The 23,995-nt window shown below is 69.6% G+C and carries 21 protein-coding genes and 1 tRNA gene; 2 read left to right on the top strand and 20 right to left on the bottom strand.

Annotated features, from left to right (window positions below; translation table 11 throughout):
- Positions 1-2: 2 nt before the first annotated feature.
- Positions 3-2,699 (bottom strand): DNA polymerase I, encoded by a 2,697-nt coding sequence (gene polA, locus J7E25_RS12565; protein WP_214870456.1) that lies wholly within the window; start codon positions 2,697-2,699, stop codon positions 3-5.
- A gap of 58 nt (positions 2,700-2,757) precedes the next feature.
- On the opposite strand from polA, the gene J7E25_RS12560 reads away from it, so the two are divergent.
- Positions 2,758-3,177 (top strand): hotdog fold thioesterase, encoded by a 420-nt coding sequence (locus J7E25_RS12560; RefSeq protein ID WP_214870455.1) that lies wholly within the window; start codon positions 2,758-2,760, stop codon positions 3,175-3,177.
- 63 nt (positions 3,178-3,240) lie between these two features.
- On the opposite strand, the gene J7E25_RS12555 is transcribed toward J7E25_RS12560, so the two are convergent.
- Positions 3,241-3,846 carry an ANTAR domain-containing response regulator gene (locus J7E25_RS12555; RefSeq protein WP_129521215.1) on the bottom strand — a complete coding sequence of 202 codons (606 nt, stop codon included), beginning with the start codon at positions 3,844-3,846 and terminating at the stop codon, positions 3,241-3,243.
- Between the two features lie 36 nt (positions 3,847-3,882).
- Here J7E25_RS12555 and J7E25_RS12550 point away from each other — a divergent pair.
- Positions 3,883-3,965: transfer RNA gene (locus J7E25_RS12550), tRNA-Leu, on the top strand.
- Positions 3,966-3,989: 24 nt separating this feature from the next.
- On the opposite strand, the gene J7E25_RS12545 is transcribed toward J7E25_RS12550, so the two are convergent.
- The 18 genes from J7E25_RS12545 to fmt form a co-directional block, all read right to left on the bottom strand.
- Entirely contained in the window at positions 3,990-4,442 is a 453-nt protein-coding gene (locus tag J7E25_RS12545) for an SRPBCC family protein (protein WP_214870454.1), read from the bottom strand.
- A 64-nt stretch (positions 4,443-4,506) separates the two neighbouring features.
- Positions 4,507-5,922, bottom strand: a complete 1,416-nt coding sequence (gene pyk, locus J7E25_RS12540) for a pyruvate kinase (RefSeq protein WP_214870453.1) — start codon at positions 5,920-5,922, stop codon at positions 4,507-4,509.
- A 74-nt stretch (positions 5,923-5,996) separates the two neighbouring features.
- Positions 5,997-7,454, bottom strand: a complete 1,458-nt coding sequence (locus J7E25_RS12535; protein ID WP_214870452.1) for a glutamate synthase subunit beta — start codon at positions 7,452-7,454, stop codon at positions 5,997-5,999.
- A 53-nt stretch (positions 7,455-7,507) separates the two neighbouring features.
- On the bottom strand, positions 7,508-12,100 hold the full coding sequence (gene gltB, locus J7E25_RS12530) for a glutamate synthase large subunit (RefSeq protein ID WP_214870451.1): 4,593 nt from the start codon (positions 12,098-12,100) through the stop codon (positions 7,508-7,510).
- A gap of 96 nt (positions 12,101-12,196) precedes the next feature.
- Positions 12,197-13,201 (bottom strand): prolipoprotein diacylglyceryl transferase, encoded by a 1,005-nt coding sequence (gene lgt, locus J7E25_RS12525; RefSeq protein WP_214870450.1) that lies wholly within the window; start codon positions 13,199-13,201, stop codon positions 12,197-12,199.
- A gap of 49 nt (positions 13,202-13,250) precedes the next feature.
- Positions 13,251-14,045, bottom strand: a complete 795-nt coding sequence (trpA, locus tag J7E25_RS12520) for a tryptophan synthase subunit alpha (protein ID WP_214870449.1) — start codon at positions 14,043-14,045, stop codon at positions 13,251-13,253.
- Positions 14,042-15,250: a tryptophan synthase subunit beta gene (trpB, locus tag J7E25_RS12515; RefSeq protein ID WP_214870448.1), complete on the bottom strand. Its 1,209-nt coding sequence runs from the start codon at positions 15,248-15,250 to the stop codon at positions 14,042-14,044. The genes trpA and trpB overlap by 4 nt, the downstream gene beginning before the upstream one ends.
- Before the next feature lies 1 nt (position 15,251).
- Positions 15,252-16,022 carry an indole-3-glycerol phosphate synthase TrpC gene (gene trpC / locus J7E25_RS12510; protein WP_214870447.1) on the bottom strand — a complete coding sequence of 257 codons (771 nt, stop codon included), beginning with the start codon at positions 16,020-16,022 and terminating at the stop codon, positions 15,252-15,254.
- 3 nt (positions 16,023-16,025) lie between these two features.
- Complete coding sequence (locus tag J7E25_RS12505) at positions 16,026-16,256, bottom strand: DUF6704 family protein (RefSeq protein WP_214870446.1); 231 nt, start codon at positions 16,254-16,256, stop codon at positions 16,026-16,028.
- 125 nt (positions 16,257-16,381) lie between these two features.
- Positions 16,382-17,005 carry a Trp biosynthesis-associated membrane protein gene (locus J7E25_RS12500; RefSeq protein ID WP_214870445.1) on the bottom strand — a complete coding sequence of 208 codons (624 nt, stop codon included), beginning with the start codon at positions 17,003-17,005 and terminating at the stop codon, positions 16,382-16,384.
- Positions 17,002-18,528 (bottom strand): anthranilate synthase component I, encoded by a 1,527-nt coding sequence (locus J7E25_RS12495; RefSeq protein ID WP_214870444.1) that lies wholly within the window; start codon positions 18,526-18,528, stop codon positions 17,002-17,004. Before J7E25_RS12495 ends, J7E25_RS12500 begins: the two co-directional genes overlap by 4 nt.
- Before the next feature lie 16 nt (positions 18,529-18,544).
- On the bottom strand, positions 18,545-18,952 hold the full coding sequence (gene hisI, locus J7E25_RS12490; RefSeq protein WP_214870443.1) for a phosphoribosyl-AMP cyclohydrolase: 408 nt from the start codon (positions 18,950-18,952) through the stop codon (positions 18,545-18,547).
- Positions 18,949-19,710 carry an imidazole glycerol phosphate synthase subunit HisF gene (gene hisF / locus J7E25_RS12485; RefSeq protein ID WP_214870442.1) on the bottom strand — a complete coding sequence of 254 codons (762 nt, stop codon included), beginning with the start codon at positions 19,708-19,710 and terminating at the stop codon, positions 18,949-18,951. Before hisF ends, hisI begins: the two co-directional genes overlap by 4 nt.
- A 9-nt stretch (positions 19,711-19,719) precedes the next feature.
- Positions 19,720-20,559: an ATP phosphoribosyltransferase gene (gene hisG / locus J7E25_RS12480; protein WP_214870441.1), complete on the bottom strand. Its 840-nt coding sequence runs from the start codon at positions 20,557-20,559 to the stop codon at positions 19,720-19,722.
- A gap of 44 nt (positions 20,560-20,603) precedes the next feature.
- Positions 20,604-20,867, bottom strand: coding sequence for a phosphoribosyl-ATP diphosphatase (locus J7E25_RS12475; RefSeq protein ID WP_214870440.1), 264 nt, complete (start codon positions 20,865-20,867; stop codon positions 20,604-20,606).
- 9 nt (positions 20,868-20,876) lie between these two features.
- A complete protein-coding gene (gene rpe, locus J7E25_RS12470; RefSeq protein ID WP_214870439.1) occupies positions 20,877-21,548 on the bottom strand; it encodes a ribulose-phosphate 3-epimerase in 672 nt (223 codons plus the stop codon).
- 9 nt (positions 21,549-21,557) lie between these two features.
- Positions 21,558-23,033: an RsmB/NOP family class I SAM-dependent RNA methyltransferase gene (locus J7E25_RS12465; protein WP_214870438.1), complete on the bottom strand. Its 1,476-nt coding sequence runs from the start codon at positions 23,031-23,033 to the stop codon at positions 21,558-21,560.
- Positions 23,030-23,965, bottom strand: a complete 936-nt coding sequence (gene fmt, locus J7E25_RS12460; protein ID WP_214870437.1) for a methionyl-tRNA formyltransferase — start codon at positions 23,963-23,965, stop codon at positions 23,030-23,032. The genes J7E25_RS12465 and fmt overlap by 4 nt, the downstream gene beginning before the upstream one ends.
- Positions 23,966-23,995: the final 30 nt, after the last annotated feature.

Below are 23,995 nucleotides of genomic sequence, written 5' to 3'. Positions count from 1 at the left end.
GCTCAGTGCGCCGCGTCGTCCCAGTTCGCGCCCTGGCCGATCTGCACATCGAGGGGAACGAGGAGCTCGGCGGCGTTGGACATCCGATCGCGCACGACCTCTTCGAGCACCTCGGACTCCCCCGGCGCGACCTCGAAGACGAGCTCGTCGTGCACTTGCATGAGCATGCGGCTGCCGAGCCCTCTCGCGGCGATGTCGGCCTCGACGCGCGACATCGCGACCTTGATGATGTCGGCGGCGGATCCCTGGATCGGCGAGTTGAGCGCAGCACGCTCGGCATTCTCGCGGTGGACGCGGTTCGGGCTCGCGAGATCGGGGAACGCGCGACGCCGGCCGAAAATGGTCTCGGTGTATCCGTCGATCTTCGCCTGCTCGACGACGCCGCGGAGGTAGCCGCGCACGGCGCCGAAGCGCTCGAAGTACTCCTTCATGAGCTGCGTCGCCTCGGCGCGGTCGATGCGGAGCTGCTTCGAGAGTCCGAACGCACTGAGCCCGTAGGCGAGGCCGTACGACATCGCCTTCACCTTCGTGCGCATGAGCGGCGTGACATCGGCCGGGTCGACCGAGAACACCCGGGCACCGACGAATCGGTGCAGGTCTTCGCCGGCGTTGAACGCCTCGATGAGCCCCGGGTCGCCCGAGAGGTGCGCCATGATGCGCATCTCGATCTGCGAGTAGTCGGCCGTGAGGAGCTCGGTGTACTCGGGCCCGTGACGGAAGGCCTTGCGGATGCGGCGACCCTCTTCAGTGCGAATGGGGATGTTCTGCAGGTTCGGGTCGTTCGAGGACATGCGGCCGGTGGCCGCACCGATCTGCCAGTAGGTCGTGTGGATGCGACCGTCGGCGGCGATCGCCTTGTCGAGCGACTCGACGATCTGCCGGAGCTTCGTCGCATCGCGGTGCTCGAGCAGGTACCCGAGGAACGGATGCGGGTTCGACTCCTGCAGGTCGGCGAGGGCGCTCGCGTCGGTCGTGTAGCCGGTCTTCGTCGCGCGGGTCTTCGGCATTCCGAGCTGGTCGAAGAGCACCTCCTGCAATTGCTTCGGCGAGCCGAGGTTGACCTCGCGACCGATCTCGGCGAACGCCGACTCGGCCAATGCCGCGGCTCGCTCGGCCAGCTGGCCGGACAGCGTGGCCAGCTCAGGATGGTCGACCGTGACCCCGCGGAGCTCCATCGCCGCGAGCACGGACACGAGCGGCATCTCGACCTCGGCGAGGAGGCGTCGGGAGCTCTCAGACAGCGAGCGCAGCACCACTGGTGCGAGGCGGAGCGTGTACCACGCATACTCTGGCGCACCTGCGTCGGTGCCCTCTTCGGGCAGCAGCTGGGTCGGATCGGCTTGCGGAACCGTCTCGCCGAGATACTGCGACACGAGGTCGGCGAGCGTCTTCTCGGCGAGGATCGGACGCACGAGCCATCCGGCCACGAGCGTGTCGACGACGAGGCCGTCGAACGCGAGCCCCGACCGGGTGAGCGCCTTCAACTGCGTCTTCGCGTCGGTCATGATCTTCGGCGACTCGCTTGCGAGCCAGCGTTCGAACGCGGCGTAGTCGGCGCGCCCCGGCTGCCAGGGCAGATGCACGGTCTCGTCGGAGGTCGCGATGCCGGCGCCGATGACCTTGCCGTCGACGATCTCGAGACTGAGCCCGAGACCAGCAGGTTCTGCCACGACCGCGCGCTCGAGCCACAGCGCCAGCTCTTCGTCGAGCAGGAGACGAGGTGTGGGGGCGGATGGCGCTGCCACGGCCTCGACGACCGGCTCGATCGCCTCGACCTCGGCCGGTGCCGAGATGCCGCCGTTGCCGTTCGCCGCGGCGATCTTCATCACGCGTTCGAGCAGCGTTCTGAACTCGAGACGGCCGAAGAGCTCGCGCACCGCGTCTTCGTCGATCGGCTGGGTGGCGAACTCGTCGAGCGCGACATCGAGCGGCACATCGCTGACGAGCTTGTTGAGCCGCCGGTTGCGGATCGCGTTCTCCTTCTCGTCGCGGAGGTTCTGCCCGACGACGCCCTTGATCTCGTCGGCGTGGGCCAGGATGCCGTCGAGGTCGCCGTAGAGGCCGAGCCACTTGACGGCGGTCTTCTCGCCCACCTTCGTGATGCCGATGAGGTTGTCGCTCGACTCGCCGACGAGCGCCGCGACGTCGGGATACTGCTCGGGACGGATGCCGTAGCGCTCGATGACCGCGGCGGTGTCGTAGCGCTTCAGTTGCGAGACACCCTGGGTGTTCGGGTACAGCAGTGTGACGTCGTCGTTCACGAGCTGGATGGTGTCGCGGTCGCCCGAGACGAGCAGCACGCGGTAGCCCTCGGCCACGCCACGCGCGGCGAGCGTCGCGAGGATGTCGTCGGCCTCGAAGTCCTCCTTCTCGAGCGTGCGCACGCGCATGGCCTTCAGCGCATCTTGCAGCAGCGGCACCTGCCCCTTGAACTCGGGCGGCGTCTCACTGCGGGTGCCCTTGTACTCGGCGTAGTCGCGGTTGCGGAACGAGAACCGCGAGATGTCGAACGCGACCGCGAGGTGCGTTGGCTTCTCGTTCTGCAGCAGCAGGAGGAGCATCGAGAGGAACCCGTGGATGGCGTTCGTGTGCTGGCCATCGCGGGTCTGGAAACTGTCGACCGGGAGGGCGTAGAACGCCCGGAACGCCAACGAATGGCCGTCGATCACGAGGAGGGTAGGCTTTTCTGCGTCCGACACCCCCCAAGCCTACAAGCGACCGACGACACGGTTCGCCGGGCCGATCTCGAAGGCGAGCATGACGCAGACGACCGATCCGATCGACTACCTCTTGGCCCGGGGAATCGGCGCGCTGGCCGACAAGATGGGCATAGAGTTCCTCGAGTTCTCGGTCGAGCGCTCGGTCGCGAAGATGCCGGTCGAGGGCAACACGCAGCCCGCGATGCTCCTGCACGGCGGGGCCTACGTCGTGCTCGGCGAGTCGCTCGGTTCGATGGCCGCGAACCTGTGGGCGGGCGAGGGCCGGCTCGCCGTGGGCATCGAGATCAATGCGACGCACACGCGCTCGGCCACGAGCGGCTGGGTCACGGGTGTCTGCACGCCGATCCACCTCGGCCGCACTCTCACGACGCACGAGATCGCGGTCACCGACGAAGAGGGCCGGCGGTGCTCGACGATCCGTATCACGAACTTGATCCGCGACCTGCAGCAGGCCTAGTCCCGCAGACGACGGATGCCGCGACGAACGGGTCGTCGCGGCATCCGATGATCGGCGTCGGCGTTACTTCTTCTGCGAGAGCTGCTCGATGATCGCCTGCGAGACGTCTTTCATCGTGAGCCTGCGGTCCATCGACGCCTTCTGGATCCAGCGGAACGCCTCAGGCTCGGTGAGGCCCATCTTCTCGTTGAGCAGGCCCTTCGCCCGATCGACGAGCTTGCGGGTCTCGAAACGCTCGACGAGGTCGCCGACCTCGGCTTCGAGCGCGATGATCTGCGCGTGCCGGGCCAGGGCGATCTCGATCGCGGGCAGCAGGTCGTTGGGCGTGAACGGCTTCACGACGTAGGCAAGGGCGCCGGCTTCGGTCGCGCGCTCGACGAGCTCCTTCTGGCTGAACGCCGTGAGGAGCACGACCGGAGCGATGTGGCCCTTCGAGAGGCGCTCCGCCGCGGAGATGCCGTCGAGCTGGGGCATCTTCACGTCCATGATCACGAGGTCGGGACGAAGCTCGGTCGCGAGTGCCACCGCGGTCTCGCCGTCACCGGCCTCTCCGACGACCTCGAAGCCGTTGTCGCGAAGGATCTCGACGATGTCGAGGCGGATGAGCGACTCATCCTCCGCCACGACGACGCGGCGCGGCGCCGACTGGGTGCTTTCGGTGTCTGTCACGCAGGAAAGCCTACGGTATTCTGAGCAGGGCCCTTGGCCGGTGTGGCGGAATGGCAGACGCGGAGCACTCAAAATGCTTTGCCCGAAAGGGCGTGTGGGTTCGACCCCCACCACCGGCACCCGATGCCGACCCGCGAGTGCGCTCAGCCCGCGGTCGCGTCGCGGAGGAACGCGTTGCGCCGCTCGATGAGACGCTGCAGGTACGGGCCGACGACGAGCTCTGCAACCCGTCCGAGCACTCCCAACGGCGCCACGAGCCGCACCCGGTCGATCATGATGGTGCCACCGTCGTGATCGGGCACGAACCGGTGCTCATGGCGGAACGACCGGAACGGTCCCCTCACCTGCTCGTCGACGAACACGTCGGGCGGCGACATCCGCGTGATCCGGCTCGTCATGCGGATCGGCAGGCCTAAGTGCCAGGCGCGCCACGTCACCTCCTGGTCGAGGCCGATGAGACCCGAGGTGACGCCCGCGACAGCGCGCTCGCGCGAGGCGGCCATCGACGCCGTGTGCGCGTCGATGCTCCTCGACCGGTCGAATGCCTCCTGCACGCTGAGCGGCAGGCGAGTGCGGCATTCGAACTCGACGGTCATAGCCGCATTCTGACATGAGTCGGGCCCGGCACCCCGTGGGATGCCGGGCCCGACGGGCTGCAGCCTAGAGCACGTCGCCGACGACGTGCACGCGCACGTCGTTGGTGGTGCCCGGGATTCCGGGAGGGGAACCCGAGATGATGACGACCTTCTCGCCCTTGGCCGCCTTGCCGGTCTTCGCGAGCACATCGTCGACCTGTCCGACCATCTGGTCGGTGTGGGTCACGCGGTCGACGACGAACGACTCGACGCCCCAGTTCAGCGCCATGCGGCGCCGGATGGCGGGGTCGGGCGTGAACGCCAGGATCGGGATGACGGAACGGATGCGGGACATCCGTCGAACCGACTCCCCCGTCTCGGTGAACACGCACAGATACTTCGCCCCGACGAAGTCGGCGACCTCGACGGCGGCGAGGGTGATCGCGCCGGCCTGGGTGCGCGGCTTCGTGCCGAGCGGCAGGATGCGATCGAGACCATGCTCTTCGGTCGACTCGACGATGCGCGCCATGGTCTGCACTGTGATCACGGGATAGTCGCCGACGCTCGTCTCACCGGAGAGCATCACGGCGTCCGCGCCATCGAGCACGGCGTTGGCGACATCCGAGGTCTCGGCGCGGGTGGGCACCGGGCTGTGGATCATCGACTCGAGCATCTGCGTTGCCACGATGACGGGCTTCGCAAGGCGACGGGCGATCTCGACCGCTCGCTTCTGCACGATCGGCACGGCCTCGAGCGGGAGCTCGACGCCGAGGTCGCCTCGAGCCACCATGATCGAGTCGAACGCCTCGGCGATCTCCTCGAGCGCGTCGACGGCCTGCGGCTTCTCGATCTTCGCGATGACCGGCACTCGCCGGCCGACCTCGTCCATGATCTCGTGCACGCGTGTGATGTCGGTGGCGTTCCGCACGAACGACAGGGCGATGAGGTCGGCGCCGAGCTCGAGGCCCCAGCGGAGATCGTCCTCGTCCTTCTCGGAGAGTGCGGGAACGTTGACCGCGACACCCGGGAGGTTGATGCCCTTGTTGTTCGACACGGGGCCGGCCACCACGACGCGGGTGGTGACGACGGTGCCATCGGTCTCGAGCACCTCGACGCGAACCTTGCCGTCGTCGATGAGGAGGAAGTCGCCCGCGCTCACGTCGTCGGGCAGGCCCTTGTAGGTCGTGCTGACGATCTCCCTCGTGCCGACGATGTCGTCGGTCGTGATCTTGAAGGTGTCGCCCTCAGCGAGCTCGTACGGCCCGCCCTCGAACTTGCCGAGCCGGATCTTCGGCCCCTGCAGGTCGACGAGCACGGCAACCGCCCGGCCCGAGTCGTTCGCGGCCTTCCTGATGTTCTGGTAGACCCCCTCGTGCACGTCGTAGGTGCCGTGGCTCAGGTTCATGCGAGCGACGTCGACGCCCGCATCGATGATCGCCCGGATCTGTTCGTAGCTCGACGTCGCCGGGCCGAGGGTGGCGACGATCTTCGCTCGTCTCATGTGGTTGTGCTCCTGGTGTTCCGCGCCGAAGCGCTGGTTCGGGGGTCGGGGCGCGCCGTGCGGCGCGTCGGGGTTCAGATGGAGAACGCGCGAGCCGTCGCGGGGATGGGGCTCGGCAGCAGGGTCTCGCCTTCAAGGTACCGGTCGACGGCGGATGCCGCAGCGCGACCCTCGGCGATCGCCCACACGATGAGCGACTGGCCGCGGCCGGCGTCGCCGGCGACGAACACTCCCGGCTGCGCCGTGGCGTAGTCGTCGTCACGGGCGATGTTGCCCCGGTCGGTGACCGGAAGCTGCAACTGCTCGTCGAGCGTGCGGGTCTCGGGGCCCGTGAATCCGAGGGCGAGGAGCACGAGGTCGGCGGGGATCTCACGCTCGGTGCCGGCCTTGGGCACCCGGCGCCCGTCGAGGTACTCGGTCTCGGCGACGCGGATCGCCCGCAGCTCGCCCACGTCGTTCGAGACGAACTCGACGGTCGAGACGAGGTAATGGCGGTTGCCGCCCTCCTCGTGGGCGCTCTGGACCTCGAAGATCGTCGGGTGCATCGGCCAGGGCTGCTCGGGCGGGCGAACCGCGCTCGGCTCCTTGCCGATCGCGAGGTTCGTGACCGAGAGCGCACCCTGCCGGTGTGCCGTGCCGATGCAGTCGGCGCCGGTGTCGCCGCCGCCGAGGACGACGACGTGCTTGCCCTCTGCGGTGATCTGGTCGAACACGTTGTCGCCCGCGAGGTGGCGGTTGGACTGCGTGAGGTAGTCCATGGCGAAGTGCACGCCGGGCAGGTCGCGACCCGGGATCGGCAGGTCGCGAGGCACCATCGCACCCGTCGCGACCACCACGGCGTCATAGCGCGCGCGGAGCTGCTCCCACGTGATGTCCACGCCGATGTCGACGCCGGCACGGAACCGGGTGCCCTCGGCCGTCATCTGCGCGAGACGCTGGTCGATGTGCTTCTTCTCCATCTTGAAGTCGGGGATGCCGTAGCGCAGCAGGCCGCCGATGCGGTCGTCGCGCTCGAAGACGGCGACCGTGTGACCGGCACGAGTGAGCTGCTGGGCCGCCGCGAGTCCGGCCGGGCCAGAGCCGACGACCGCCACCGTCTTGCCGGTGAGCCGGCCGGGCGGCTGCGGCTGCACCCAGCCGTTGCCGAACGCCTCGTCGATGATCGACACTTCGACCTGCTTGATCGTCACCGCCGGCTGGTTGATGGCGAGCACGCATGCCGACTCGCACGGCGCCGGGCACAGCCGGCCCGTGAACTCGGGGAAGTTGTTCGTCGCGTGCAGCCGCTCGATCGCGGCCCGCCCTTCACCGCGCCACGTGAGGTCGTTCCACTCGGGGATGAGGTTTCCGAGCGGGCAGCCCTGGTGGCAGAACGGGATGCCGCAGTCCATGCAGCGGCCGGCCTGTCGGCGGAGCTGGGCGGGGTCGCCCTGTTCATAGACCTCTTTCCAGTCCATGATGCGCACCGGAACGGGCCGCCGCTTGGGCAACTCACGCTCGGTGACCTTCAGAAAGCCCTTCGGGTCAGCCACCCGTCACCTCCATGCGGTTCATGGGCACAGTCGGGGTCGAGACGACCGTCGATTCAGCCACCTGTCACCTCCAGAATTCTTGTCCAGACGACGTCGCCGTCGGGGTCGAGCCCCTCGTCGACGGCGCTCTGTCGGGTACGGAGCACGGCCGCGTAGTCGCGCGGCAGCACCTTCGTGAAGCGATCGAGCGCCGCGTCGCCCTCGGCGAGGAGCTGCGCCGCGACCGCGGAGTCGGTGGTCTCGAGGTGCTGCTCGAGCAGGTCGCGCACGATCTCGCGGTCAGCGCTGCCGAGCGGCAGCAACTCGAGCTCGCCGCTCGTGAGCGATTCGCGGTTCACCCGGCCCTCTCGCAACCCGAGCACGTATGCGGTGCCGCCCGACATGCCGGCACCGAGATTGCGGCCGGTCTCGCCGAGGATGAGCGCGAGTCCGCCGGTCATGTATTCGAGCGCGTGATCGCCGACGCCCTCGACGACCGCGGTCGCACCGGAGTTGCGCACGAGGAACCGTTCACCGACGATGCCGCGGATGAACATGCTCCCTTGTGTGGCGCCGTATCCGATGACGTTGCCGGCGATGACGTTGTGCTCGGCGACGAAGCCGCTGTCGCGCGAAGGACGCAGCACGAGCTGACCGCCCGACAGGCCTTTGCCGACGTAGTCGTTGGAGTCGCCCTCGAGGCGCAGGGTGATGCCGCTCGGCAGAAACGCGCCGAACGACTGCCCTGCCGAGCCGGTGAGCGTGACGTCGATCGAACCCGGGGGCAGCCCGTGCTCGCCGCGACGCACCGTGACCTCATGGCCGAGCATCGTTCCGACCGCGCGCTCGGTGTTCTTGATCGGCAGTTCGATCTGCACGTTCCCGCCGCCGTCGATCACGATCTGGCTGCGGCGGATGAGCTCGTTGTCGAAGTGCTCGTCGAGCTCGTGGTCTTGCGACCGGCCGTTCCGGCGGGGCTCCGACTCCGCGAAGTCGGGACCGACGAGCACCGGGGACAGGTCGAGCCCCGAGGCCTTCCAGTGCGACACGGCGCGGTCGATGTCGAGCAGCTCGCGGCGCCCGATGATCTCGTCGATGCTGCGGTAGCCGAGCGCTGCGAGGTACTCGCGCACCTCCTGGGCGATGAACTCGAAGAAATTCACGACGAACTCGGGCTTGCCGCTGAACCGCTTGCGGAGCTCGGGGTTCTGCGTCGCGACACCCACCGGGCAGGTGTCGAGGTGGCACACGCGCATCATGACGCAGCCCTGCACGACGAGCGGAGCCGTGGCGAACCCGAACTCCTCTGCGCCGAGCAGCGCGCCGATGATGACGTCGCGGCCGGTCTTCAGCTGGCCGTCGACCTGCACGACGACGCGGTCGCGCATGCCGTTGAGCATGAGCGTCTGCTGCGTCTCGGCGAGGCCGAGCTCCCAGGGCGTGCCCGCGTGCTTGAGCGAATTCAGCGGGCTCGCACCCGTGCCGCCGTCGTGCCCGGAAACGAGGATGACGTCGGAGAGCGCCTTCGCGACACCTGCAGCGACGGCGCCGATGCCCGACTGGCTCACGAGCTTCGTGTGGATGCGCGCCTTGGGGTTGGCCCGCTTCAAGTCGAAGATGAGCTGCTTCAGGTCTTCGATCGAGTAGATGTCGTGGTGCGGCGGCGGCGAGATGAGCCCGACCCCGGCGGTCGCGTGACGGGTGCGCGCGACCCACGGGTAGACCTTGGTGGGCGGCAGCTGGCCGCCCTCACCGGGCTTCGCACCTTGGGCGAGCTTGATCTGGATGTCGTCGGCGTGCGTGAGGTACATGCTCGTGACACCGAAGCGGCCCGACGCCACTTGCTTGATCGCACTGCGGCGCTCGGGGTCGAGCAGCCGGTCGAGATCTTCGCCGCCCTCACCGGTGTTCGACTTCGCGCCGAGCCGGTTCATCGCGATCGCGAGCGATTCGTGCGCCTCTTGCGAGATGGAGCCGTAGCTCATCGCTCCGGTCGAGAACCGCTTCACGATGGACTCGACCGATTCCACCTCGTCGATCGGCACTGCCGGCCTGGTGCCGGTGCGCAGCGCGAACATGCCGCGCAGCGTCATGAGCTCCTCGGCCTGCGAGTCGACCATCGAGGTGTACTCGCGGAACACGTCGTACCGGCGATTGCGGGTCGAGTGCTGCAGGCGGAAGACCGTCTCGGGGTTGAAGAGGTGCGGCGAGCCGTCGCGACGCCACTGGTACTCGCCACCGGTGCGAAGCCGCTCGTGTGCGCGCACCGCGGCGTCTTGCGGGTACGCAGCGGCGTGCCGGTCGAGGTTCTCTGCCGCGACGACGTCGATGCCGATGCCGCCGAGCTTCGAGGTCGTGCCGGTGAAGTACTCGTCGATGAACTCCTGCGAGAGGCCGACTGCCTCGAACGCCTGCGCGCCGGCATACGACGAGATCGTCGAGATGCCCATCTTCGACATGATCTTCAGCACGCCCTTGCCGAGCGCCTTGATGACGTTGCGAACGGCCTGCTCGGGGGTCACGCCCGTGATGACGCCGGACCGCACGAGGTCTTCGCATGTCTCCATCGCGAGGTAGGGGTTGACGGCGGATGCCCCGAAGCCGACGAGCAGTGCCACGTGATGCACCTCGCGCACATCGCCGGCCTCGACGACGAGCCCGACCTTCATGCGGTTCTCGGACCGGATCAGGTGGTGGTGCACGGCCGAGAGCATGAGCAACGACGGGATCGGCGCGAGGTCCTTCGTGGAGTCGCGATCGCTCAGCACGATGAAGGACGCGCCCTCGTCGATCGCCTCGTCGACCTCGGCGCAGAGCGCGTCGAGCCGCGCCCGCATCGCCTCGGGGCCGTCGTCGACGCGGTAGAGGCCCTTCAGGGACTTCGTCGTCGACGAGCCGACGCGCGGATCGATGTGCACGATCTTCGCGAGTTCGTCGTTGTCGATGACGGGGAAGTCGAGGGACACCTGGCGGGCATGGTCGGGCCCGGCCGTGAGCAGGTTGCGTTCGGGGCCGAGCGACGAGCCGAGCGAGGTGACGACCGCTTCGCGAATGGAGTCGAGCGGCGGGTTCGTGACCTGCGCGAACTGCTGCGTGAAGTAGTCGAACAGCAGTCGCGGGCGCTCGGAGAGCACGGCGATCGGCGTGTCGGATCCCATCGCACCGAGGGGCTCCTGTCCGGTGCGCGCCATCGGCGCGAGCAGGATCTTGACCTCCTCCTCGGTGTAGCCGAAGGTGCGCTGCCGCCGGGTGACGGATGCCGGCGGGTGCACGATGTGCTCGCGCTCGGGAAGCTCGGTGAGCCGGATGCGGCCCTCTTCGAGCCAGTCGTCCCATGGCTCGGATGCGGCGAGCTCGGCCTTGATCTCGTCGTCTTCGATGAGGCGCCCCGCCTCGGTGTCGACGAGGAACATGCGCCCTGGCTGCAGTCGGCCCTTCCGAACGATTCGGCTCTGCTCGATGTCGAGCACGCCGATCTCGCTCGCGAGCACCACGAGCCCGTCGTCGGTGACGACGTAGCGCCCGGGGCGGAGCCCGTTGCGGTCGAGCGTCGCACCGACGAGGGAGCCGTCGGTGAACACGATCGCCGCCGGGCCGTCCCACGGCTCCATGAGCATCGAGTGGTACTCGTAGAAGGCGCGACGGGCCGGGGCGATCTCGGTCTGGTTCTCCCACGCCTCGGGCACCATCATCATGATCGCGTGGGGAAGGCTGCGTCCCGACAGGGTCAGGAGCTCGACGACCTCGTCGAAGGACGCCGAGTCACTCGCCCCGGGCGTCACGATCGGCAGGATGGGCGCGAGGTCGCCGAGCAGCTGCGACTCGAGCTGCGACTGGCGGGCGCGCATCCAGTTGCGGTTGCCCTGGATCGTGTTGATCTCGCCGTTGTGCGCGATCATGCGGAACGGCTGCGCGAGCGGCCACGACGGGAAGGTGTTCGTGGAGTAGCGCGAGTGCACGAGCGCGAGCTTCGAGGCGAACCGCTCGTCGGACAGATCGGGGTAGAACGGCTCGAGCTGGAGCGTCGTGACCATGCCCTTGTAGACGAGGGTTCGGCACGACAGCGACGCGAAGTAGAGCTCGAGCTCACGCTCGGCCCGCTTGCGGAAGCGGAACGCGAGCCGATCGAGGGCGATGCCCTCGCGGTGCTCCCCCGTCGACGTCGTCGCCGACGACTGCACGAACAGCTGCTGCACGACGGGCATCGCGGCGCGAGCGAGCGTGCCGAGCTCATCGGGCCGCACCGGCACCTCGCGCCATCCGATGACCGAGAGGCCCTCGGATGCAGCGATCTCCTGCACGCGCTGCTTGACCGCGCTGCGCGACGTCGGGTCGACGGGGAGGAAGGCATTGCCGACCGCGTAGGCGCCGGCAGCAGGCAGGGGGAAGGGCACGACGGCGCGCAGGAACGCGTCGGGCACTTGCGTGACGATGCCCGCGCCGTCACCGGTGCCGGCGTCGGATCCGACGGCGCCACGGTGCTCGAGGTGGCGGAGCGCGTCGAGCGCGGTCGTGATGATGTCATGGCCCGCCGTGCCGCGAAGGGTCGCAACCATCGCAAGGCCGCAGGCGTCCTTCTCGTCGGCAGGGTCGTACATGCCCTGCGCGGCGGGAACGGAGCCGAACCTCGAGAAGGGTGGGGTGAGCGACACTTGGACCGTCCTCATCAACTAGTTGTCAGCGGGGGACGTCGTCGGCCCTGCAAGGGGATGTCGCGGCGCATGGTGCGGCGTCGCGTTCGGTGAACGTGGTGAATGGGCGTCCTATGGTGAGGTTGACCGGCTCGAGCTTGTGGCTGCGGTCTCGCCCGTGTCGTTCCCGCCCTCGACGTCATCGTCGAGAGAGTCGGAGTCGGACTCGGTTTCGTCCGAGTCTACCTCAGCGTCGGCGCCCTTCCATTCACGGCCCGGTTCGTAGGGCGTCGGCTCGTCACCGGTGTGCCGTCGGCGCTGCAGCAGGAAGATGACGATGCCGAGCAGGATGGCCGCGAACGACGCCCACACGTTGACCCGGACGCCGAGGAACATCTCGCTCGGGTCGACGCGGATCGACTCGAAGACGGAGCGTCCGAGGCCGTACCAGATGAGGTAGACGGCGAACGCCTTGCCCCAGCGCAGGTTGATCTTTCGCTCGAGGAAGAGGATGAGTGCGACGCCGGCGAGGTTCCAGACGATCTCGTAGAGGAAGGTCGGGTGGAACAGCGTGCCGTCTTCGAGCCCAGCAGGGAAGGCGGCGTTGTCGGAGGAGATCTCGAGGCCCCACGGCAGGTCGGTCGGCGAGCCGAACAGCTCGTGGTTGAACCAGTTGCCGAGCCGGCCCGTGGCTTGCGCGAGCAGGAGGCCAGGGGCGAGGGCGTCGGCGAACGACCAGAAGCGGATGCCGGTCATGCGGCATCCGATGTACGCGCCGATCGCTCCGCCGATGAGCGAGCCGTAGATGGCGTTGCCGCCCTCCCAGATATTCCAGATCGCACCGTGCTCGAACGGATTCCAGACGTTCGCGCCCTCGTAGAAGTAGTCACCAGGGTGCGTGAGCACGTGGTAGAGCCGCGCGCCGACGATGCCGAGCGGCACCGCCCAGAGCACGATGTCGAGCACGATGCCCGGCTCCGCGCCGCGCTTCGTGAGGCGACGCGAGGTCATGATCGTCGCGAGGATGATGCCGAGCAGGATGCAGAGCGCGTAGGCGCGGATCGGAAGCGTGCCCCACGGCACTGGGATCTCGAAGCCGTCCCAGTCAGGGCTCGGAATGCTGAACGCTGCGATCACGGCGGGCTGCTGCCTTTCCTCATGGATCCGACGGCCACGAGGGCCTCAGTCAGCGTACTTCACTCGGACGCGTGCCGCGCGCGAGCTCGGCCGCGAGCGCCCCGGCCGCCGGAACGCCGCCCGTCGCGAGCGCGTTCACGAGTGCCGAGCCGACGATCGCCCCGTCGGCGTACTCGAGCACCTCGGCCACTTGGGCCGCGGTGGAGATGCCGAGACCGACGCAACTCGCCGGGGCGCCGGCGTCGGAGAGGCGTGCGACGAGCTGCCGCGCCGCCTGGTCGATGTCGGTGCGGGCTCCGGTGATGCCCATCGTCGACACCGCGTAGACGAAGCCGCGGCTCGCGTCGACGGCCTGCCGGATGCGGGCATCGCTCGACGTGGGCGCGGCGAGGAACACTCGGTCGAGACCGGTGCGCTCCGCGGCGGCGATCCAATCGCCGGCTTCGTCGGGAATGAGGTCGGGCGTGATGAGCCCCGCTCCCCCGGCGGCTACCAGATCGTCGGCGAACCGGTCGACGCCGTACTGCACGACGGGGTTCCAATAGGTCATGATGAGCACCGGGGCATCCGTGCGCTCGGTGATGCGGCGCACCGCCTCGAATCCATGCGTGAGCCGGAATCCGTTGGCGAGCGCCTGTTGGGTCGCAGCCTGGATGACGGGGCCGTCCATGACGGGATCGGAATACGGAAGTCCGAGCTCGAGCACGTCGACGCCGTTCTCGACGAGCGCGACGGCAGCCTCCACGCTCTCGTCGAGGGTTGGGAACCCGACCGGCAGGTAGCCGATGAGCGCGCCATTCGCCTCGTCGTTGCGCCGGCGGATGACGGGGCCCGCGGTTCTCACTTGGGGTTCTCCTGGTCGTAGAGCTCGAAGTAGGTCGCGGCGGTGTCCATGTCTTTATCGCCGCGGCCCGAGAGGTTCACGAGGATCGTCGCCTCGGGGCCGAGCTCGCGGCCGAGCTCGAGGGTGCCCGCGAGCGCGTGCGCCGACTCGATCGCGGGGATGATGCCCTCGGTTCGGGTGAGCAGCCGGAGCGCGTTCATCGCAGCGGCATCCGTCACCGGCCGGTAGGTCGCCCGCCCGATCGCCGAGAGCCAGGAGTGCTCCGGGCCGACGCCCGGATAGTCGAGGCCGGCTGAGATCGAGTGCGACTCGATCGTCTGGCCGTCGTCGTCTTGCAGGAGGTAGCTGCGGGCGCCGTGCAGCACGCCCGGGCGGCCGCGCGTGATGGTCGCGGCGTGGCGTTCGGTGTCGACACCCTCGCCGCCGGCCTCGAAGCCGTAGAGCGCGACGTCGGCGTCGTCGAGGAACGCGTGGAAGATGCCGATCGCGTTCGAGCCGCCGCCGACGCACGCGGCGACCGCGGTCGGGAGCGCACCCGTGAGGTCGAGGACCTGCTGGCGGGCCTCTTCGCCGATGATCTTCTGGAAGTCGCGCACCATCTCGGGGAACGGGTGCGGACCGGCGACGGTGCCGAAGATGTAGTTGGTGGTGGCGACGTTCGTGACCCAGTCGCGCATGGCCTCGTTGATCGCGTCTTTCAGGGTGCGCGAGCCGGCCTTCACCGCGACGACCTCGGCGCCGAGCAGGCGCATGCGGGCGACGTTCAGCGCCTGGCGCTCGGTGTCGACCTCACCCATGTAGATCACGCAGTCGAGGCCGAAGAGCGCGGCGGCCGTGGCGGTCGCGACGCCGTGCTGGCCGGCGCCGGTCTCGGCGATCACGCGGGTCTTGCCGATGCGCTTCGTGAGCAGCGCCTGGCCGAGCACGTTGTTGATCTTGTGCGAGCCCGTGTGGTTCAGGTCTTCGCGCTTCAGGATGACGCGGGCACCGCCGGCGTGCGCGGCGAATCGCGGCACCTCGGTGATGATCGACGGGCGCCCCGTGTAGCTGCGGCCCAGTTCGGCGAGCTCGGCTCCGAATCCGGGGTCGAGCTTCGCGAGGTCGTAGGCCTCGCCGAGCTCGTCGAGCGCTGCAATGAGCGATTCGGGAACGAAACGCCCGCCGAAGTCGCCGAAGTACGGACCGGTCTGCGCTCTGAGCGCCATGTCACACCGCCAGGAAAGCTGAGAGATTGGCAATCGGGTCGCCCGTGACGAGCGCCTCGCCGATGAGCACGACGTCGGCGCCCGCTGCGCGATAGTGGGCGACGTCTTCGGCCGCCTTCACCGCGGACTCCGCCACGCGGATCGCGCCCTCAGGGAATCGGCCGGCGAGCCGGCCGAACAGGTCGCGATCGAGTTCGAAGCTCGAGAGATCCCGGGCGTTCACGCCGATGAGCCGGGCGCCGAGCGCCGCGGCACGATCGAGCTCCTCGGCCGAGTGGGTCTCGACGAGCGGCGTCATGCCGAGTTCGACGATGAGGTCGTAGAGCTCGCGGAGCTCACGATCGTCGAGGGCCGCGACGATGAGGAGCACGAGGTCGGCGCCGGCGGCGCGCGCCTCGAACACCTGGTAGGGCGTCGCGATGAAGTCCTTGCGCAGGATGGGAAGGGCCACGGCCGCGCGCACCGCTTCGAGGTCGTCGAGCGATCCGCCGAACTTACGCCCCTCTGTGAGCACGCTGATCGCGCTGGCACCGCCGAGCTCGTAGCTGCGAGCGAGCGCTGCGGGATCGCCGATCGCCGCAAGCGAGCCGCGCGAGGGGCTCGATCGCTTGATCTCGGCGATCACCTTCACGTGCGACGACGGCCGGAGCGCCTCCAGCGCATCGAGGGCGGCCGGGCGCGCGAGCGCGGCGGCTTCGACCTCGGCAAGGGGGCGCGTCTCGCGGCGCACGAGTGAGTCGGCGACCGCGTTCGCGGTCAGTTCGGAGAGCACGACTCAGTGCACCTTCGTGGTGACCTTCTCGCCGCCGACGCCGTAGCCGGCGCGCGCGAGAACCCAGCCGACCACGAGACCGATGACGAGCAGCACCGCAGAAGCCCACACGAGCCACTGCACGTCGAGGAAGAAGGAGACCGTGCCGACCACGAACGCGATGAGCATGATCGTGACAGAGGTCCACGCCGCGGGCGAGTGTCCGTGGCCGGGATCGTCGGTCTCAATGCTCATGATGCTCCTTCGTTGCAAGATTCGACGGCAAGTCTACCGGGCACGGACTTCCCGCAGGGAACGGGGGACCGTCGCTCGCGATCCGCACCGGACGAGGCATGCCGCCCGGTTCGGGCGGCGCCGGATCACCCCGTGGGGTCGTCGCCGCGACTGAGCTCGTCCCAGTCGTCGATGGCGCGATCCGAGGCCGCGCGCGCCGTGGGTTCGGCGTGGTCGTCGGCCTCGGCGAGTCGAACGCCGCGGTAACGGCGTGAGGAGGCGGGCCATGTGTGGCCCGTCGCGAGCACGACGACGCCCGCGATCACCACGAGCACGCCGCCCGCGATCGCCGCAGCGGGCCAGGCCGATGCGGTCACGGATGCCACGAGCTCGGCGGTCGGCCCGGCGCCCGAGACGCCCGTGGCATCCGTCACCGCCGGCGACACGGCGGCGACCGGGTCGCCGATCGAGACCCACGCGGCGAACACGATACACGCGCCGAGCACCACCTCGAGCACGCCGAGCACCACGCGGATGCCGGGGCCGGCGAGCGCGAGCGCGGCGACGAGGGCGAGCCCGGCGAGTGCGAGGGCCGCGAGGGCGGGCGACGCGACGCTCCCGGCGACCGGGATGGCCTCGGCGATCGTGCCGGCCACTGCCCCGTCGGCGATGCGGAGGTCGAACCAGTTCTGGCTCCACGAGAGCAGCGTGAGGCCTGCGCCGACGATCGTCGCGATGATCGCGGGCGACTTCATGCGCGATGCGTTCACGACTCGACCCGTCGCATGGCATTGGCCACCGCGACCGCACGCAGCGGCGCTGCGGCCTTGTTCTGCGACTCGCGGAACTCGGACTCGGGGTCGGAGTCGGCCACGAGCCCGCCGCCGGCCTGCACCCGCGCGACGCCGCCGGCGATGGTGGCAGTGCGGATGGCGATCGCGAGGTCGGCGTCTCCGCCGAACCCGAAGTAGCCCACCACTCCCCCGTAGAGGCCTCGTTGGGCGGGTTCGAGCTCGTCGATGATCTCGAGGGCCCGTGGTTTCGGCGCGCCCGAGAGCGTGCCGGCCGGGAAGGCGGCCCGGAACACGTCGACGGCGTTCGCACCGGGTGAGAGGTCGCCCTCGACCGACGAGACGAGGTGCATGATGTGGCTGAACCGCTCGACGCGCATGAACTCGGTCACTTCGACCGACCCGGCCGTGCACACCTTCGCGAGGTCGTTGCGCGCGAGGTCGACGAGCATGAGGTGCTCGGCCTGCTCCTTCGGGTCGGCGATGAGCTCGGCTTCGAGGTCGGCGTCTTCTTCGGGTGTCGCCCCGCGCGGCTTCGATCCGGCGATCGGGTGCGTGAACACCCGCCTGTCTTGCACCTTCACGAGCGCCTCGGGCGACGAGCCGACGATCCAGTATGACTCCCCCGCCGTGTCCTCGAGGTGCAGCAGGTACATGTAGGGGCTCGGGTTCAGGCTGCGGAGCACGCGGTACACGTCGATCGGATGCGCCGTGGCCTCCTGCTCGAAGCGCTGCGAGATGACCACCTGGAAGATGTCGCCGTCGCGGATGTACTCCTTCGAGCGCTCGACGGCGGCGAGGAAGTCGGCCTTCTCGGTGCGGTGCACCGGCTCGGCGGCGCGGGTCAGGTCGATCTCGGCGAGCCACGCCTCCGAGGGCCGCGAGAGGTCGCGCTGCATCCGGTCGAGGCGCTCCTGCGCGTCGGCCCACAGTCGCTCGGGAGCCTCGACGTCGTCGTTGAGGACTGAGGCGATGAGTTGCACGGTGCCGGTGCGATGGTCGATGACGACGAGCTCGGAGACGAAGGCGAACGCCTGTCCCGGCATCGAGAACTCCGCTGGGGGCCGGTTCGGCAGGCGCTCGATCTGGCGGATCGCCTCCCAGCCGATGAAGCCCACGAGCCCTCCGGTCAGCGGAGGCGCGCCCGGGACATCCTCGGTGCGCCACCGCTCGTAGAGCGCCTCGAGGGCGGCGAGAGGTGCAAGGCCGGCAGCATCACCGAGCGCGCGCTCGGCCGGGAGTCCGTAGTCGAGCCACTCGACGTCGTCGTCGCGCTGGGTGAGCACCCCGTACGACGAGACGCCGACGAACGAGTACCTCGACCAGATGCCGCCCTGCTCGGCGGACTCGAGGAGGAAGGTGCCGGGCCGGCCGCCTGCGAGCTTGCGGTAGATGCCCACGGGTGTCTCGCCATCGGCGAAGAGCTCACGCACGACGGGCACGACCCGCCGCCCGGCCAGGAGCGCGGTGAAGTCCTCGAAACTGGTGGTGGCGTCGGCCAACGGTCTCTCCTCGTCGTCAGTCTGCCGGCGGGAAGCCCTGGACGACCGCGATTGGGTCGCCGTCGAAGCAGCGCCGGGTGCCCGTGTGACATGCCGCGCCGACCTGCTCGACCTGCACGAGCAACGTGTCGGCGTCGCAATCGAGCGCCGCGGAGCGCACGTACTGCACGTGTCCGGAGGTGTCGCCCTTGCGCCAGTATTCCTGGCGCGAACGTGACCAGAAGCTCACTCGCCCCTCGGTGAGGGTGCGGCGCATCGCCTCGCGGTCCATCCAGCCGAGCATGAGCACCTCACCCGTGTCCCACTGCTGGATGATCGCCGGGAGCAGCCCGTCGGCGGTGAACGCCGCACGGTCGATCGCCGTCGCACCGTCGGTCCATGGCTCTTCGTCGCGCTCGAGTTCCTCGTCGCCGGGCTCGCTCATCGCACGATCCTTCCGTCGGCGGCGAGGGCGGCCTTGACCTCGCCGATCGTCACCTCGCCGTTGTGGAACACGGATGCCGCGAGCACCGCGTCGGCGCCGGCTGCGATCGCCGGCGCGAAGTCGGCAACCCGTCCGGCGCCGCCCGAGGCGATCACGGGGACGCTCGCGAGCTCGTGCATGAGCGCGGTGAGCTCGAGGTCGAACCCGGCCTTCGTGCCGTCGGCGTCGATCGAGTTGACGAGCAGCTCGCCGGCGCCGAGCTCGATGCCCAGTCGCGCCCATTCGAGGGCGTCGAGGTCGGTCTCGGTGCGGCCGCCGTGCGTCGTCACGACGAAGCCCGACGGAGTGCGCTGCGATCGCTTCACGTCGAGGGAGAGCACGAGCACCTGCGCGCCGAAGCGATCGGCGATCTCGCCGATGAGCGGCGGCCTGGCGATCGCGGCGCTGTTCACGCCGATCTTGTCGGCGCCGTGCCCCTGCAGGCGCGCAACATCGTCGACCGAGCGGATGCCGCCGCCCACCGTGAGCGGGATGAACACCTGCTCGGCCACGCGCTGCACCATGTCGTAGGTCGTGGAACGGTCGTCGACGGTCGCGGTGACGTCGAGGAACGTAAGCTCATCGGCGCCCTGCTCGGCGTACCGGGCGGCGAGCTCGACGGGGTCTCCGGCGTCGCGGAGGTTCTGGAAGTTCACGCCCTTGACGACGCGGCCGGCAGCCACGTCGAGGCACGGGATCACGCGGACGGCAAGCGACATCGGGTCACCTCACAACCGTGCCGCGTGGATCGCGCTCACGAGGATCGCCCGTGCGCCGAGCGAATAGAGCTCGTCCATGACGTGGTTCATGTCGATGCGCGGGACCATGACGCGGACGGCCACCCACTCCGGATCGTGCAGTGGCGACACCGTCGGCGACTCGAACCCGGGCGCCACGGCGGTCGCGCGTTCGAGGTGCTCGACCGGCACGTCGTAATCGAGGAGCACGTACTGGCGGGCGACGAGGACGCCCTGGAGGCGGCGCACGAGGGTGTCGGTGCCCGGCCGCTCGACGCCGGAGCCGATGAGCACGGCCTCGGACTCGAGGATGACCGGGCCGAATATCTCGAGGCCCGCCTGGCGGAGCGTGGAGCCGGTGGAGACCACGTCGGCGACGGCGTCGGCGACACCGAGTCGCACGGCCGACTCGACCGCTCCGTCGAGCTTGACGAGATTCGCGGTCACGCCGTGGCCCGCGAGGAACCCGCCGACGAGGCCGGGATAGCTCGTGGCGACCCGCACGCCGTCGAGCTCGGCGAGCTCGGTGAAGTCGCCCGCCGGCCCCGCGAAGCGGAACGTGGAGTCGCCGAATCCGAGCGAGGCGATCTCGGCGGCATCCGATCCGGAATCGAGCAGGAGGTCGCGGCCCGTGATGCCGACGTCGAGCGCGCCCGACCCCACATAGGTGGCGATGTCACGGGGGCGGAGGTAGAAGAACTCCACCCCGTTCCGCGGATCGGCGGTGTGCAGGTCGCGCGGATCGCGGCGACCGGTGTACCCGGCCTCCCACAACATCTGCGCGGCGGTCTCGGCGAGCGAGCCCTTGTTGGGCACGGCGATTCGGAGCATTCCCTGACTTTCGTGTCGACGGTACTGATCGGTCATGAGCGTGATCAGAGATGTCGGTACACGTCGGCGGTCGTGAGGCCCTTCGCGAGCATGAGCACCTGCAGGTGGTAGACGAGCTGGGAGATCTCCTCAGCCGTCTCGTCGTCGCTCTGGTACTCGGCGGCCATCCAGACCTCTGCGGCCTCCTCGACGATCTTCTTGCCGATGGCGTGCACGCCCGCATCGAGCTCGCGCACCGTGCCGGACCCCGCTGGGCGGGTGCGGGCCTTCTCGCTGAGCTCGACGAAGAGGTCGTCGAATGTCTTCACCCGTATAGGCTACCGGTGCACGTGAGGGTGAACGGACGCAGCCCGGCGCAGCGCCTCGATCTGCTCGGCCGGTGAATCCGCACCGAAGACGGCCGATCCGGCGACGAAGGTGTTCGCACCCGCCGCGGCGGCGACGGCGATCGTCTCGAGCGAGATGCCGCCGTCGACCTGCAGCCACACGTCGAGGCCGGCTGCGCGCACCGAGTCGGCGACGAGCTCGAGCTTGGGCATCGTCTCGGGCCGGAATGACTGGCCGCCGAAGCCCGGCTCGACGGTCATCACGAGCACCTGGTCGAACTCGGGCAGCAGCTCGAGGTACGGCTCCACCGCGGTGTCCGGCTTCAGGGCGATGCCGGCGCGCGCGCCGAGCCCGCGGAGTCGCCGGGCGAGCCCGACCGGATCGGCCGTCGCCTCAACATGGAACGTCACGGAGAACGCGCCCGCCTCGGCATACCCGGGTGCCCAGCGCTCGGGATCGTCGATCATGAGGTGCACGTCGAGCGGAATCGGCGAGACCTGTTGGAGGCGTTCGACCATCGGCAGGCCGAACGTGAGGTTCGGCACGAAGTGGTTGTCCATGATGTCGACGTGCACGAGGTCGGCGCTCGCGATGCGACCGAGCTCGCGCTCGAAGTTCGCGAAGTCGGCAGCGAGGATGCTCGGGTTGATCCGCGTCGTCATGGTTTCACCCTATCGATCGGCGACGGCGGCATCGGCGCCGGTGCGCCGGACGAGGGCGATGAACATCGCATCGGTGCCGTGCCGGTGCGGCCAGAGCTGCACTGTGGCGGAGTCTCCGGCGAGGTCGAGCGGATGCCGCGACAACGCCTCGACCACTGCTCGCGTGTCGAGCTGCTCGACGCGCTCGTCGCTCCGGGCGAGCGCCGCGCCGAGCGTGCCGTGCGTCTCGGCGGTGTGCGGGGAGCATGTGACGTACGCGAGGATTCCGCCGGGCGCGAGCGCACCGACCGCGGCGTCGAACAGGTCGCCCTGGAGCTTCGTGAGCTCGGCGACATCCGCCGGCGACTTGCGCCATCGCGCCTCGGGCCGGCGACGGAGGGCGCCGAGGCCGGTGCACGGGGCGTCGAGGAGGATGCGGTCGAAGCCGCCGGGAGCGCCGAGGGCCGTGAGGTCGAGATCGCGGCCGTCGCCGACCCGCACGTCGACCTCGATCGGCACTCCGGCGATCGCGTTCCGCACGAGGTCTGCGCGCGCCGGCACCGCCTCGTTCGCAACGACGCTCGCGCCACCGGCGAGCGCCTCGGCGGCGAGCACGGCGGTCTTGCCGCCCGGGCCGGCGCAGAGGTCGAGCCAGCGCTCCCCCGGCGCGATGGGAGCCGCACGAGTGAGGGCGAGCGCCGCGAGCTGCGAGCCCTCGTCCTGCACGCGGATGCGGCCGCCTGATGCTCGCGCGACACCGATCGGGTCATCGGTGACCGCGCCGATCGGCGAGTAGCGGTCGGGCTCGAGCATGGCGCCGTCATCCGACTCGGCCTCTTCGCCGTTGCCGTCGCGGTCGCCCTCGCGGCCGCCCTCGAGGCCCGGAAGCACCGCGAGATTGACCCGTGGTGAGTCGTTGTCGGCCTCGAGGAGCGCCTCGAGCTCGGACTCGCGACCCTCGCGGGCGAGCGCGGTGCGGAAGGCGCGCACGATCCACGCGGGGTGGCTCGAGAGCCGGGCGAGCCGGTCGTCGCCGTCGGCGGCCCCCTCGGCGACGAGTTCACGCCAGGATTCGGCCGACGTGCGCGACACGGTGCGCAGCACGGCGTTCGCGAACCCCGCGGCCTTCGGGGCGACCTTGCGGGCCAGTGCCACTTGCTCGTAGACCGCCGCGTGCGTCGGCACCCGGGTCGCGAGCAACTGGTGCACCCCGAGTCGCAGCACGTCGAGCACTCCCGGGTCGATGCGCTCGGTGGGCCGGTCGGCCGCGAGCTCGATGACGAGATCGTAGAAGCCCATCATGCGCAGGGTGCCATAGGTGAGCTCAGTCGCGAAGGCCGCGTCGGCGCGATTCAGGCCGGCCCGGCTGATGCGCGTGGGCAGCAGGAGGTTCGCATAGGCCTCGTCGGCCCGCACGGCCTCGAGCACCTCGAAAGCGACGCGGCGCGCCGGCGAGACGCGCTCCGTTCCCCCGCCGCGTGAGTTCGATCGTGCGCCGCCGCTCATCGCGCGACCGCCTCTTCGCGGGCGGCGCCGCGCCACCAGTCGGCGGCGGCCATCGCGGTGCGTCCTGACGGCTGCACGCGCCGGAGCTCGAGCGGCGCGCTGCCGGTGCCGATCAGCACCCGACGACCGCGCATCGCGATCATGCCGGGCGGCAACGTCGCGGCATCCGCGGCATCGGTGATAGTCGCGAGCTCGAGCACCTTCAGCCGTTGCTCGTCGAGGGTCGTCCAGGCCCCGGGCTCGGGCGTCACGCCGCGGTACCGGGCGAGCACCTCTGCAGCCGGGCGCCTCCAGTCGAGGCGCGCGTCGTCGATCGTGAGCTTGGGAGCGAAGCTCGGCTCTCCTGATTGGGCGGTCGCGATCGCGGTGCCGGCGGCGATGGCGTCGACCACCTCGGTGAGCAGCTCGGCACCCGACACCGCGAGATCGTCGAGGAGTTCGCCCGAGGTCTCGCTGCCGTCGATCGCGCGCGGCCGCATCGCGAACACGTCGCCCGCGTCCAGTTCGGGCACGAGCCGGAACACGGATGCCCCGGTCCGGGCGTCGCCGGCGATGAGTGCGTGCTGCACGGGCGCGGCGCCGCGCCATGCGGGCAGCAATGAGAAGTGCAGGTTCACCCAGCCGTGGGCCGGCGCGGAGAGCAGCGGTTCGCGCACGAATCCGCCGTAGGCGACGATGACTCCGAGATCGGGACGGAGCGCCTCGATCGCTGCGGTCGGCGCGGCATCGAGCCGTGCGGCCTCGATGACGGGCAGCCCGAGCCGCTCGGCCGCCTGCGCGACCGGCGACGGCGTGAGCACCCGCTTCCGTCCGAGCGGCGCAGGCGGCCTCGTCACGACGCCCACGAGCTCATGATCGCTCGCAGCGAGGCGTTCGAGCGCCGGGACGGCGGCGGCCGGAGTGCCGGCGAAGACGAGGCGAAGGTTCTGCACACTCCATTGTCGCCGACTCGGATGCGGCAG

It is taken from the genome of Agromyces sp. ISL-38 (assembly GCF_018613935.1).
Classification (GTDB): Bacteria; Actinomycetota; Actinomycetes; order Actinomycetales; family Microbacteriaceae; genus Agromyces.
This window is presented reverse-complemented; position numbering and strand designations above follow the sequence as displayed.

Excerpts from the sequence above, each read along its gene's own strand:
- rpe (WP_214870439.1), bottom strand. The coding sequence starts at position 21,548 with ATGACGACGCGGATCAACCCGAGCATCCTCGCTGCCGACTTCGCGAAC.
- pyk (WP_214870453.1), bottom strand. The coding sequence starts at position 5,922 with ATGAGACGAGCGAAGATCGTCGCCACCCTCGGCCCGGCGACGTCGAGC.
- hisI (WP_214870443.1), bottom strand. The coding sequence starts at position 18,952 with ATGAGCGAGCCCGGCGACGAGGAACTCGAGCGCGACGAAGAGCCATGG.
- hisF (WP_214870442.1), bottom strand. The coding sequence starts at position 19,710 with ATGTCGCTTGCCGTCCGCGTGATCCCGTGCCTCGACGTGGCTGCCGGC.
- trpB (WP_214870448.1), bottom strand. The coding sequence starts at position 15,250 with ATGGCGCTCAGAGCGCAGACCGGTCCGTACTTCGGCGACTTCGGCGGG.
- J7E25_RS12560 (WP_214870455.1), top strand. The coding sequence starts at position 2,758 with ATGACGCAGACGACCGATCCGATCGACTACCTCTTGGCCCGGGGAATC.
- J7E25_RS12545 (WP_214870454.1), bottom strand. The coding sequence starts at position 4,442 with ATGACCGTCGAGTTCGAATGCCGCACTCGCCTGCCGCTCAGCGTGCAG.
- J7E25_RS12505 (WP_214870446.1), bottom strand. The coding sequence starts at position 16,256 with ATGAGCATTGAGACCGACGATCCCGGCCACGGACACTCGCCCGCGGCG.
- J7E25_RS12465 (WP_214870438.1), bottom strand. The coding sequence starts at position 23,033 with ATGAGCGGCGGCGCACGATCGAACTCACGCGGCGGGGGAACGGAGCGC.
- gltB (WP_214870451.1), bottom strand. The coding sequence starts at position 12,100 with ATGAGGACGGTCCAAGTGTCGCTCACCCCACCCTTCTCGAGGTTCGGC.
- hisG (WP_214870441.1), bottom strand. The coding sequence starts at position 20,559 with ATGCTCCGAATCGCCGTGCCCAACAAGGGCTCGCTCGCCGAGACCGCC.